10 protein-coding genes are annotated in these 12,469 nt (G+C 64.2%); 4 read left to right on the top strand and 6 right to left on the bottom strand.

The window, feature by feature from the left end; all coding sequences use genetic code 11:
• The first annotated feature begins 49 nt into the window (after positions 1–49).
• Positions 50–1,051 (top strand): adenosine kinase, encoded by a 1,002-nt coding sequence (locus NHAM_RS00050; protein ID WP_011508619.1) that lies wholly within the window; start codon positions 50–52, stop codon positions 1,049–1,051.
• 6 nt (positions 1,052–1,057) lie between these two features.
• On the opposite strand, the gene NHAM_RS00045 is transcribed toward NHAM_RS00050, so the two are convergent.
• Complete coding sequence (locus NHAM_RS00045; RefSeq protein ID WP_011508618.1) at positions 1,058–1,978, bottom strand: pirin family protein; 921 nt, start codon at positions 1,976–1,978, stop codon at positions 1,058–1,060.
• A 250-nt stretch (positions 1,979–2,228) separates the two neighbouring features.
• Here NHAM_RS00045 and NHAM_RS00040 point away from each other — a divergent pair, with 250 nt between their 5' ends.
• Positions 2,229–2,513 carry a DUF1330 domain-containing protein gene (locus NHAM_RS00040; RefSeq protein WP_011508617.1) on the top strand — a complete coding sequence of 95 codons (285 nt, stop codon included), beginning with the start codon at positions 2,229–2,231 and terminating at the stop codon, positions 2,511–2,513.
• Between the two features lie 60 nt (positions 2,514–2,573).
• Positions 2,574–3,320: a DUF4336 domain-containing protein gene (locus NHAM_RS00035; protein WP_011508616.1), complete on the top strand. Its 747-nt coding sequence runs from the start codon at positions 2,574–2,576 to the stop codon at positions 3,318–3,320.
• A 29-nt stretch (positions 3,321–3,349) separates the two neighbouring features.
• On the opposite strand, the gene NHAM_RS00030 is transcribed toward NHAM_RS00035, so the two are convergent.
• On the bottom strand, positions 3,350–3,868 hold the full coding sequence (locus tag NHAM_RS00030; RefSeq protein WP_245269963.1) for a hypothetical protein: 519 nt from the start codon (positions 3,866–3,868) through the stop codon (positions 3,350–3,352).
• Positions 3,869–4,241: 373 nt separating this feature from the next.
• Between NHAM_RS00030 and NHAM_RS00025 the strand changes: the two genes are divergently transcribed.
• Positions 4,242–5,375 (top strand): FUSC family protein, encoded by a 1,134-nt coding sequence (locus NHAM_RS00025; RefSeq protein ID WP_011508614.1) that lies wholly within the window; start codon positions 4,242–4,244, stop codon positions 5,373–5,375.
• 194 nt (positions 5,376–5,569) lie between these two features.
• Here NHAM_RS00025 and gyrB read toward each other — a convergent pair whose 3' ends face one another.
• The 4 genes from gyrB to dnaA form a co-directional block, all read right to left on the bottom strand.
• Positions 5,570–8,011 (bottom strand): DNA topoisomerase (ATP-hydrolyzing) subunit B, encoded by a 2,442-nt coding sequence (gene gyrB, locus NHAM_RS00020; RefSeq protein ID WP_011508613.1) that lies wholly within the window; start codon positions 8,009–8,011, stop codon positions 5,570–5,572.
• Between the two features lie 298 nt (positions 8,012–8,309).
• Positions 8,310–9,449, bottom strand: coding sequence for a DNA replication/repair protein RecF (gene recF, locus NHAM_RS00015; protein ID WP_011508612.1), 1,140 nt, complete (start codon positions 9,447–9,449; stop codon positions 8,310–8,312).
• Positions 9,450–9,613: 164 nt separating this feature from the next.
• A complete protein-coding gene (gene dnaN, locus NHAM_RS00010) occupies positions 9,614–10,732 on the bottom strand; it encodes a DNA polymerase III subunit beta (RefSeq protein WP_011508611.1) in 1,119 nt (372 codons plus the stop codon).
• Positions 10,733–10,935: 203 nt separating this feature from the next.
• A complete protein-coding gene (dnaA, locus tag NHAM_RS00005) occupies positions 10,936–12,363 on the bottom strand; it encodes a chromosomal replication initiator protein DnaA (RefSeq protein ID WP_011508610.1) in 1,428 nt (475 codons plus the stop codon).
• Positions 12,364–12,469 lie beyond the last annotated feature (106 nt).

The raw sequence follows: 12,469 nt of genomic DNA, 5'->3' as shown, positions 1-12,469 counted from the left end.
CTGACCGGATTCCTCGCTCCACCGCAATCGCCGCGACGGGATATTCTTAATGACTTCAGCGAAATACGACGTGCTCGGGATCGGCAATGCGATTTTCGACGTTCTGGTGCGGACCGACGAGGGCTTTCTTGCTGCCCACGGCATGGTCAAGGGCGGCATGGCGCTGATCGACGAGGCGCGCGCCGCATCGATCTATGCTGATATGGGGCCTGCGACCGAAATGTCGGGCGGCTCGGCCGCCAACACCATTGTCGGTCTCGCTGGATTCGGCGCGCGCGCCGCCTATGTCGGCAAGGTGAAGGACGATCAGATCGGCCGTCTCTATACCCATGACATTCGCGCCGCGAAGGTGGCGTTCGATACGCCGCCTGCATCCGGCGGTCCGGCCACCGGCTGCTCCTACATTCTGGTGACGCCGGACGGCGAGCGCACCATGAACACCTATCTCGGCGCCGCGCAGGATCTGTCGCCGGCGGATATCGATGCGGAGACCGTCGCCGCCGCATCGATCCTCTATCTCGAGGGCTATCTGTGGGATCCCAAGGCCGCCAAGGACGCGTTCCTCAAGGCGTCGCAGATCGCGCATGGGGCGAATCGCCAAGTGGCGCTGACGCTGTCGGATGCGTTTTGCGTCGATCGCTACCGTGACGAGTTTTTGCAGTTGATGCGAAGCGACGCCGTCGATCTGGTCTTCGCCAACGAGACTGAGCTGCGTTCGCTTTATCAGACCTCGGACTTCGACACCGCGCTGGCGCAATTGCGCAAGGATGTCGCGCTCGGCGTCGTCACCCGCAGCGAGAAGGGCTGTGTGGTTGCAACGAAAGACGACGTCGTCGCGGTGCCGGCGTGTCCGATCGACGGGCTGGTCGATACCACCGGCGCCGGTGATCTGTTCGCCGCCGGGTTTCTGTTCGGCCTGGTGCGCGGCACGAGCCATGAAAACGCGGGCCGGCTCGGTGCGCTCGCCGCTGCCGAAGTGATCCAGCACATCGGCGCGCGGCCGCAGGTGTCGCTGAAAGAGTTGGCGCAGGCCAACGGGCTGCCGGCGTGAGACGGGTCAGTTTTCCGGAAGCGGAATGAACTCGTGCTCGTTCGGGACAGGCGCGAAGCGGCCGGTTTTCCAGTCTTCTTTCGCCTGCTCGATGCGTTCCTTGCTGGAGGAGACGAAATTCCACCAGATGTGGCGCGGCCCCTCCAGCGCGTCGCCGCCGAGGAACATCATTCGCGTGGGCTTTGTCGCCCGCACCGTGATGCGGTCGCCGGGACGGAAGATCAGAAGCTGCGGCGCTTCGTGACGGTCGCCCGCGATCTCGATCTCGCCGTCGACGACATAGATCGCGCGCTCCTCGTGATCCGCATCCAGCGGCGCGCTCATGCCGGCGTCGAGTGAGACCTCGACGTAGAACCACGGCGACACCATCTCGACCGGCGAGGCCGCGCCGAACGAATTGCCGGCGATGACGCGGGCGCGGAATCCCTTGTCCTGCACGGTCGGCAGGCTGTCGGCGCCGTAGTGCTGGAACGATGGCGCTATTTCCTCGCGCCCCGCCGGCAGCGCGATCCAGCTTTGCAGGCCGAGCATCTTTTGTCCGCTTGCGCGCTGGGTATCGGGCGTGCGTTCGGAATGCGCGATGCCGCGTCCGGCGGTCATCAGGTTCATGGCGCCCGGCTGGATTTCCTGGATGTTGCCCTCGCTGTCGCGGTGCATGATGCTGCCGTCGAACAGATAGGTGACGGTGGCGAGCCCGATATGGGGATGCGGCCGCACGTCCATGCCCTTGCCGGAGACGAACTGCACCGGACCGAAATGGTCGAAGAAGATGAACGGGCCGACCATCTGCCGCTTGCCATGCGGCAGCGCGCGGCGAACGGCGAAGCCGTCGCCGAGGTCGCGAATGCGCGGCACGATGACAAGCTCCAGCGCGTCGCATGTCAGGGGATCGCCGAGAACGGGATCGTTGGAGGGAAACCAGCTCATGTTGCCTCCGTGAAAGCATGACGGTTGAACCTTATTATCGTGCGCGACTGCTGTGCTGACAACAGCGTTCACCGGACGCCGCCCGGTTCCGGCTTCACGAAGTCGTCGCAGTGCTTGCCGAAAGCCGTGGGTAGAGGGATTTCGCGAGGCGCGGCGCGAAGCTGCTCGATCCCATCATACCCCATCATAAAGTCGGAGCGCCTTCGGCAGGCCGTTTTGATACAAACCTGCATCAAACGGAGAACCGATCATGGCAAAAGGTTATTGGGTCGTGCGCGTCTCGGTTCACGATTCCGAGCGCTATCCCGACTATCTCGCCGCGGCGCAGCCCGCGTTTGAAAAGTTCCGCGCCAACTTCATCGTGGGCGGCGGTCCATTCGATTCGATGGAAGGTACCTCGCGCGCCCGCAATGTGGTGGTCGAGTTCAAGGACCTCGCCACCGCGAAAGCGTGCTATCAAAGTCCCGAATATCAGGCCGCGAAGGCGATCCGCCAGACATGTTCGGAAGCCGACTTCATTATCATCGAAGGTTGATCCGCCGCGCGCCGGCGCGGTGCGGCGGCGTTGGGGTGGTCGTGCCGCAGGGCCGGTCGCATGATGAAACACGATTCGCTCGCTACCTATCCGCCGCTCAACACGCTCAAGCGCGTGGCCGACGATGTCTGGATCGTCGACGGCCCGACGATCGCCTTCGGCCAGCCGTTGCTGAAGATGCCGTTTTCAACCCGCATGACGATCATCCGCATCGGTGGCGATTTGCTGATTCATTCGCCGACGCCGCTGACGGCTGAACTCAAGACGGAAGTCGAAGGCCGCGGTCGCCCGCGCTGGATCGTCGGGCCGAACCGAATCCATTACTGGTGGATTCCGGATTGGCATACGGCTTTTCCCGACACCGAGGTCTATCTGGCGCCGCGCATCCGCGAGCAGGCAGCCGGCCGCATCGATTTCGATTGTCAGGCGCTTGATCGCGACCGGGGTTATTCCTGGGACAAGGATGTCGCCACGCTTCCGGTCGAGGGCAGCTACATGACGGAAGTCGTCTTCTTCCATCGCAAAAGCCGGACGCTGGTGCTGACCGACCTGATCGAGAATTTCGAGCCGCGCAAACTGGGCTCATTGCTTACGCGCGTGCTGACGTGGCTCGGCGGCGTGCAGCATCCGGACGGATCGATGCCGCGCGACATGCGCCTATCCTATCGCGACAAGGCGGGACTGAGGGGTGCGGTCGAAACCATGATCGGCTGGAATCCGGAACGGATCGTTTTGGCCCACGGCCGCTGGTACGATCGCAACGGCACGGACGAACTGCGCCGCGCATTCCGCTGGCTGTTAGGATAGGTCTGGCGCGGCTCCCGGGAGACCCTCGATCAGTCGAACAGGCCGAACGGATTCCAGCCGGTGTTGCGAGCGTAGCGGGGAGGCGGAGGCCGCTCGACGTTTGCTATAACCCTCGCGCGGCTGCGGGCGTGAGCGATATGCTTGCGCGGAGGCCTGGTCTTCTCAGCGACCTTCGGGGCTTCGGCCTTCGGCATTTCCGCCCGCGCTTCGTAGACGTGATTCGCCGGCAGATAGCGGAGCTGGCGTTCCCATTGCAGACGGTCGGCGGTGGGAGCGAGAGTAGCAATATCCGGATAGACGATGGGTTGGGGATCGTGCTTCGACCGCTCGAAGCGTTTCTCGGAGCGGCGCCAGTCATCGATCGAACTGAGAACCGCCGATGCCGCCCCCAAATCCGTGGACGCCGGATCCTTTGGTACCGAGTCCTTTGGTACCAAGTCCTCGGATTTCAGGCCGGCCGATCCCGCGGATGCAACGGTCGCCGGATGCGCGTCGGTACCCGCGTTGCCGGGCCATATCCAGTCTGCGACAAAAAGCAGGCCGAGCAAACAGCAACCCATTACCAGAAAATAACGAAAAACCGGCATCACAACACCAAACGCCTACTCAAACAAACTAAACGCCACCCGCAGCAGTAAGTTCCCCGAAAGCGGGTTCAGGTTCAAGCCAATGTCAGGAATATGGTTCACGCACACGAATTCGCAAATATCTTGCCGCCGGTCGCCACGAAGATGTGACTGCGAGCGCCATCCTTGACGGGCGCCGGGGCGTTGTCCCGGTTTCGATCGGGTCGATCGGTGTGAGTGCGGTCCGAATACGAATACGGAGTTCAGGCGTTCCGATCGGTAAGTCGTGCTGTTGCGGAAAGATGCGGGACCGGCTTTAACGTCAGAACGGCTGGATAACCCAACCCTGCGGTGCATGATCTCATACCTGAAACGCACGGCAACGCAGCTGTGGTCGCGAAAGGTGGAATTGGGCCTGGGCGTCCGGGTCACGGCGGCCGCCTTCGCCGCGCTCGTCGTCGCGATCGCGCTGCATCTGCGGTTGCCGCTGTGGGCCGTGCTGACGGCGATCATCGTGACGCAGATGAGCGTCGGACGTTCGCTGAAAGCAACGCGCGACTATCTCATCGGCACCATCGGCGGTGCGCTCTACGGCGGGGCGATCGCGATCCTGATCCCGCATTCCGGCGAAAGCGGCCTGCTCGCGGTGCTGGTGCTGGCGGTGGCGCCGCTGGCCTTCCTGGCCGCGATCAATCCGAGCCTGAACGTCGCGACCGTGACCGCGATCATCGTGCTGCTGCTGCCGACGATGGGGCAGATGTCGCCGCTCGAATCCGCCATCGACCGCATATTGGAGGTAACGGTCGGGGCCATCACCGGGATGCTGGTGTCGTTTCTGGTGCTGCCGTCCCGTGCCTACGGCCAGATTCGCGTCAATGCGGCGCGCGTGCTGAACCTCCTTGCCGACGCACTGCAGGAGTTGCTCGCGGGCCTCACGCGCGGCCGTGACAATGACGCGCTTCATGCGCTTCAGGATGGAATAGGGCATGCCATCAGCGAGCTGAACGCAATCGGCATCGAGGCCGAACGCGAACGTTCGGCGCGGCTGTCCCATGGGCCGGACACCGGCCCGTTGTTGCGAACCGTGTTGCGGCTGCGGCATGACGTCGTGATGATCGGACGCGCCACGGTGACGCCGCTGCCAATCAATCTTCAGTTGCGGCTCGCCCAGCCGCTCGCGAGGCTTAGCGATACCATGAACAATTATCTGAAGGCCTCTGCCGAGGCATTGCGGCTTGGCGCGCCCGCGCCGGCGCTCTTGCCGGTGCAGACGGCGCTCGAGGCCTATGCCGCGGAGATCGCGGCGATGCGTCGGGAGGGACTGACGCGCGGATTGCCGGGCGACATGACCGAGCGATTTTTCGCGCTGGGCTTTTCGCTGGAACAGATGCGGCAGAATCTGGGGGACCTCGAACGATACATCCGGGAATGGACCGACCGGCCGAAATCATCGGCCGGAAACGATGAGGGCGCTGCGGGGACGGGATAGCCTTCGGCCTTTCGGCCAGACAATGACGACGACCGGGATGCGTGTGGCGGTGCTAGAGCATTTCCCGGTGAAGTGGACACCGGTTCACCGTAAGGAAATGCGACCACTCAACAACTTTGAGCGCCGGTTCTGATTCCATCAGAACGGTAAGCGCTCTAAAGGGGCCGGCGCGACAACAGGTGCCGCGGGCCGCCTCACACGTCCACGTTGGCGCTGAGCGAGTTTTCCTGGATGAACTCGCGGCGCGGCTCGACCACGTCGCCCATCAGCTTGGTGAAGATGTCGTCGGCCTCGTCGACCTCCTTGATCTTCACCTGCAGCAGCGAACGCTCGCTGGCATCGAGCGTGGTTTCCCAGAGCTGGTCCGGGTTCATCTCGCCGAGACCTTTGTAGCGTTGCAGCGCCACGCCCTTGCGGCCGGCGTCGGTTACCGCCTCGAACAGGCCGACCGGGCCGTGGATCGGGGTTTCGGTATCCTTGCGGCGCAAGAGGCCCGGCCGCGGATAGGCTTCCTGTAGCTTCGCAGCGTATTCGTCGAGCTTGCGCGCATCGGCCGAGCCGAGCAGCGCGTCGTCGATCATGGCAATGTCCTTGACGCCGCGCACGGTGCGCTCGAAAGAAAAACCCTCGCCCTCTGTGAAACGTCCGATCCAGCCACGCTCGACTTCGTCGGCCAGCGCATCCATCCGCCTGGCGATGTAATCGGCCGCGGCGTTGGCGGTCGCGACGTCCGCCGTCACCCGCGGGTTCAGCACACCGGCAATCGCCGCCTGTTCGATGACGCTGCGGTTGTACCGGCCGTGCATGTTGTGCAGCACATTGCGGATGACGCGGGCGTCTTCCACCAGTGCCTGCAGGTCGCGGCCGCTGCGGTCTTCGCCGGTGGCGAGCTTGAACACGCAGTCGTCGAGCCCGGTCTCGATCAGATAGTCTTCCAGCGCGCGCTCGTCCTTCAGATACTGCTCGGACTTGCCGCGGGTCACCTTGTAGAGCGGCGGCTGGGCGATATAGAGATGGCCGGCCTCGATCAGCGTCGGCATCTGCCGGAAGAAGAACGTCAGCAGCAGCGTGCGGATATGCGCGCCGTCGACGTCGGCGTCGGTCATCACGATGATCTTGTGATAGCGCAGCTTCGACAGGTCGAAATCCTCGCGACCGATGCCGGTGCCGAGCGCGGTGATCAGCGTGCCGATCTGCTCGGACGACAGCATCTTGTCGAAGCGCGCGCGCTCGACGTTCAGGATCTTGCCACGGAGTGGCAAGACGGCCTGGAATTCGCGGTTGCGGCCCTGCTTGGCGCTGCCTCCGGCCGAGTCGCCCTCGACGATGAACAACTCCGACTTCGCCGGGTCGCGTTCCTGGCAGTCGGCGAGCTTGCCGGGAAGCGAAGCGACGTCGAGCGCGCCCTTGCGCCGCGTCAGTTCGCGCGCCTTGCGCGCGGCCTCGCGGGCCGCCGCCGCCTCGACCACCTTGCCGACAATGAGCTTCGCCTCGGTCGGATGTTCCTCGAACCACGCAGCCAAGGCTTCGTTGATGACATTCTCGACCACCGGCCGCACTTCCGAGGACACCAGCTTGTCCTTGGTCTGCGACGAGAATTTCGGGTCCGGTACTTTCACCGAAAGCACCGCGGTCAGGCCCTCGCGGCAATCGTCGCCGGTCAGCGCGATCCTCTCCTTCCTGGCCATGGCGTCGGCATAGCCGTTGACCTGCCGCGTCAGCGCGCCGCGGAAACCGGCGAGATGGGTGCCGCCGTCGCGCTGCGGAATGTTGTTGGTGAAGCAGAGCACGTTTTCATGATAGCTGTCGTTCCACCACAGCGCCGCCTCGACACCGAGGCCGTTCATGTCGGCGCGGATCATGATCGGCTCCGGCACCATCGCCTTCTTGTTGCGGTCGAGGTATTTGACGAATTCGACGACGCCGCCGTCGTACATCATCTGCTCGCGCTTCTCGACGGCACGACGCAGGTCCGAGAGCAGGATGTTGACGCCGGAGTTCAGAAACGCGAGTTCGCGCAGGCGATGCTCCAGCGTGGCGAAATCGTATTCGACGTTGGTGAAGGTCTCCCTCGAGGCAAGAAAAGTGACTTCGGTGCCGCGCTTGCCGTTGGCCTCGCCGACGACTTTCAACGGCGCCACGGCGTCGCCATGGGCGAATTCGATCAGGTGCTCCTTGTCCTTGCGCCAGATGCGCAGGATCAGCTTGCTCGACAGCGCGTTCACCACCGAGACGCCGACGCCGTGCAATCCGCCGGAGACCTTGTAGGAGTTCTGGTCGAACTTACCGCCGGCATGGAGCTGGGTCATGATGACCTCGGCCGCGGAGATGCCTTCGCCCTTGTGAATGTCGACGGGAATGCCGCGGCCGTCGTCGCGCACCGTGACCGAATTGTCGGCGTTGAGGATCACCTCGACGCGGGTGGCGTGTCCCGCCAGGGCTTCGTCGATGGCGTTGTCGACGACTTCATACACCATGTGATGCAGGCCGGATCCGTCATCGGTGTCCCCGATATACATGCCGGGCCGCTTGCGCACGGCGTCGAGGCCCTTGAGAACCCGGATCGATTCCGCGCCGTATTCGACGGGCGCGGCAGGTTCTGTATCGGCAAGTTGCTGCCCGGCGGATTCGTTCATGAAAAGCCTTCAGAGGGTGTCTTCGAATCAGCGCGGACACACGCGGCTGAGACGGTCCATTTCTGACATGAAAGCGGCAGTCCGCCTAGCGCAAAGTGACCTCTTTCAAGTCATTGAATAGATGTGATTTTTAGACGGTTTTTCAAGGACGGAAACGAGCAATTCGTGGGCCCTTCAAAACCGCGGTTTGCAACCCTGAAAGCAGTTGCTCCAAAGCCGGTCGTTGCGGGCCTTTCCGGGCTCCGATCGGGGCTTCCGGGCTATCGGGTATCCTGACAAATTTCCGCAGGTGTTACGATCATTGTCTTTGGGCGATCCGTCCCGCGTCGACGTCGAAAATCTCGCTGCCGGCGCCAACGTTCGCGAACGCGGCCGGGTCGGCTCCGCTCATCCAGACCTGGGCGCCGAGGCCTTTGAGTTCGCCGAACAGCGCGCCGCGGCGGTCGGGATCGAGGTGTGCCACGACTTCGTCGAGCAGCAGCAGCGGTGCGATTCCCGTCATCTCGGCGACGAGACCAGCATGGGCGAGCACCAGTCCGATCAAGAGCGCTTTCTGCTCGCCGGTGGAGGCGTCGCGCGCCGGCATGGATTTCGGGGCGTAGATCACCTCGAGGTCGGTGAGATGCGGGCCATCGAGCGTGCGGCCGGCGGCGGCATCGCGGGCGCGGTTGGCGCGCAGGATCTCGCGGTAGCGGTCCTCCACCGCCGTCGCCGGCTCGGTGAGCAGCGCATTTTCCATCCAGCCGTCGAGCCCGATCCTTGCCGATGGGAATGCGGAGGCCGCGCCGCGCGCCTCCAGCGCGGCCGCAAGGCGCGTCACGGTTTGCGCGCGCATCGCCGCGACCGCAACCGCAAGCTCTGCGGTCTGGCGCTCGACGGCGTCGCACCAATGGTCGTCGGAGTTGCGTGTCTCGAGCAGACGGTTGCGCGAGCGCAGGCTGCGCTCCAGCGCCGAGACGCGGCCGGAATGGTCGCTGTCGATCGCCAGCACCAAGCGGTCGAAGAAGCGCCGCCGTTCCGACGCTGCGCCACCGAACAGGCCGTCCATCGAAGGCGTCAGCCACACCATGCGTAGGTGATCGCCAAACGCCGCCGCGGAGCCTGCTGGCTCGCGGTCGATCCGGCAGCGCCGGCCGCTCGATGCCGCGTCGCTGCCCGGTGCGTCGATGCCGGTGCCGAGCGTCGCCAGACCGAGCGCGCCTTCCACCTCGGCCGAAACCGCCCAGGAGCCGTCGCCCCGATGATCCGCGACCTCCTCGCGCGTGGCGCGCCGCAATCCGCGTCCCGGCGACAGCAGCGATATCGCCTCAAGGCAATTGGTCTTGCCGGCGCCGTTAGGCCCGACCAGCACGACCACGTCGCTGCGCGTCTCGAGCGCAGCCGCGCGGTAGTTGCGGAAGTGGGTGAGGCTCAAACGGCGAATGCGGGAGGGGATCATGGGCAAGGATTATCACATCCCCGGTCATCACCCGCGAAGGCGGATGATCCAGTAGGCCGTAAGGCGCGATGCGGACAATGGATGTGCAACGGGTACTGGATGCCCGCCTTCGCGGGGATGACTTTGATGTTGGTTCGCTGTCGCCGAGCGTGGCTAAAGGACCTTCACACCCGCATCGGCATCAGCACGTAGAGCGCGCCTTTGGAATCCTTGTCGTGCACCAGCGTCGGCGAACCGGGGTCGGCGAGCTTCAGCACCGCGCCCTCGCCCTCGATCTGCGCGGCGATGTCCAGCAGGTAGCGCGAATTGAACCCGATATCGAGCGGCTCAGAAGCGTATTCGACCTCGAGCTCCTCGGTGGCGCTGCCGGAATCGGGGTTGGTCACGGACAGAACGAGCTTGCCCGCCGATAGCGCCAGCTTCACGGCGCGGCCGCGCTCGCTGGAAATCGTCGAGACGCGATCGACCGCCGCCTCGAAATCCTTTTTGTCGACGATCAGTTCCTTGTCGTTGTTCTGCGGGATCACCCGGCCGTAGTCCGGGAAGGTGCCGTCGATCAACTTCGAGGTCAGCACGACGTTGCCGATGGTGAACCGGATCTTGCCCTGCGACAGTTCGATTCCAACCTCGGCTTCGTTGTCCTCGATCAGCCGCTGCACCTCGCCGACCGTCTTGCGCGGGATGATGACGCCAGGCATTCCCTCAGCGCCGTTGGGTAGCGCGAGATCGACCTGCGCGAGGCGGTGACCGTCGGTGGCGACGCCGCGCAGCGTTGCGTTTTTGGCGCTGCCGGCGCTGTGCAGGTAGATACCGTTGAGATAATAGCGGGTCTCCTCGGTCGAGATCGCAAATTGAGTACGATCGATCAGTCGCTTGATGTCGGCGGCTGCGAGCTTGAAGGAATGCGTCATCTCGCCAGCCGCGAGATCGGGGAAATCGTTTTCAGGCAGCGTCTGCAAGGTGAAGCGCGAGCGTCCGGCGCGGATCGCCAGCACCGAGCGGTCGCCGTCGCCCTCCAGTACGATTTGCGCGCCGTCGGGCAGTTTGCGGACGATGTCGTAGAATATGTGCGCCGGAACCGTGGTCGCGCCGCCGGTTGCGGTTTCCGCCGCCAGCGTTTCCGTCACCTCCAGATCGAGATCGGTGGCCTTCAGCGACAACCTGGCGTTTTCGGCGCGAACCAGCACGTTTCCCAAAATCGGGATCGTGTTCCGCCGTTCGACCACGCGATGTACGTGGCCAAGCGATTTCAGCAGTTGTGCGCGTTCGACGGTGACCTTCATAGCAAATCCGTCCGATCCAAATTCACGGCGTCGGATGATAATGCCGGCTGGACCGCGGCACCGAGACCCCGAAGCTCATGGCCGATTTTGCTTAAATCCGGCGGACCGCAAGGTGACGCGGATGGCCGTCCGGTGCAAGCCTGCGGCTCGCCCCGGTCCGGCCTTTTCCCGCCATTTTGATGGAGAATTGCCCGGCGCCGCGCCTATTCCTGAAGCTGGCGTTTCAGCAACTCGACCTCGTCCGAGAGGGTCGTGTCCTTTGACACCAGCGCCTCGATCTTGCGCACCGCATGCAGCACGGTGGTATGATCGCGGCCTCCGAACCGGCGGCCGATTTCGGGCAGCGAACGCAACGTCAGCGTCTTCGCCAGATACATCGCGACCTGCCGCGGCCGCACCACGTTGGCGGTCCGGCGCGAGGATAGAAGGTCGGAGCGGCTCACATTGTATTGCCGGGCGACCACCCGCTGGATGTCCTCGATCTTGATGCGCCTGGGCTCCTGCGGACGGATCAGGTCGCGGACCTCGCGCTCCGCCATCTCCAGGGTGACCGGCTGGGCGTTGAGCTTGCTGTGCGCCAGTAGCCGGTTGATCGCGCCTTCGAGGTCGCGTCCGTTATGGGTGATCGCCTTCGCCAGATAATCCAGCACCGGCTCCGGCACGGAGAAACTCGCATGGTGCGCCCGCGCGACCTCGATACGCGATTTCAGGATGCCGAGCCGGAGTTCCTCGCCGAGCGAGCCCATTTCGACCACGAGCCCGCCGGCGAGCCGGGAGCGCACGCGATCGTCGAGGCTTTCCAGGTCGGACGGTGGCCGGTCGGCTGCGACCACCACCTGGCGGCCGGCATCGATCAGCGCGTTCAGCGTGTGGCAGAATTCGGCCTGCGTCGATTTACCTTGCAGGAATTGCAAGTCGTCGATGACCAGAACGTCGATGCCGCGGAGCGCTTCCTTGAAGGCCAGCGCCGTCTGCGACTTGAGCGCGGCGACGAAGCCGTACATGAACTTCTCGGCGGTCAGATAGAGCACCTTGCGCTCGGTTCCGGCGTTGCCGGCCCAGGTGACGGCTTGCAGCAGATGGGTTTTGCCGAGACCGACGCCGGCATGGATGTAAAGCGGATTGAACATGATGCTGTCGCCGCGTCGGCCTTCGGCCACCTGACGCGCCGCCGCGTGGGCGAGCGTGTTGGAGCGGCCGGTGACGAAGCTTGCGAACGTCAGCCGCGGATCGAGCGGCGACCCGCCCAGCGCGTCGTGGTTCGCGGACGCCGGCGCGGTTGCAACCATCTTCAATTCAGTGCTGGCCCGGCCGTCGCCATGCTCGGGACGCCGCGGATCGGCGGCCGGCGCTTCCTTGGCGGGCGCGGCGCAGCGCATGGCCGAGCGCACCATAAGATCGATGCGGTGAACGTCCGGCAGTTCGGCCTGCCAGCAGGCCAGCACCCGCTCGGCATAATGCGCCTGGATCCAGCTCTTCAGGAACCGGGTCGGGACCGACATGCGGACGCTTTCCCCGTGGACGCTCTCCAGATCCATTCTCGCGAACCAGCTCGAGTAGATGTCCTCTCCGACGGTCGAGCGCAACCGGCCCTTCACCCGCGACCAGCGTTCCTGTTCAATGTCTGACATTTTTTGCGACTTTTCTGATTGAATGAGGTTGCGATGCGACTGCTCTGCGTGGAGGTCGCGCGTTTTCGTCGTGGCCCTCCGGCGCGCTTCGTTTCAGCCATGACCA

This window comes from Nitrobacter hamburgensis X14 (assembly GCF_000013885.1).
GTDB classification, from domain to species: domain Bacteria; phylum Pseudomonadota; class Alphaproteobacteria; order Rhizobiales; family Xanthobacteraceae; genus Nitrobacter; species Nitrobacter hamburgensis.
Note: the sequence above shows the minus strand (reverse complement) of the source record. Positions and strands in the feature narration are given on the sequence as shown.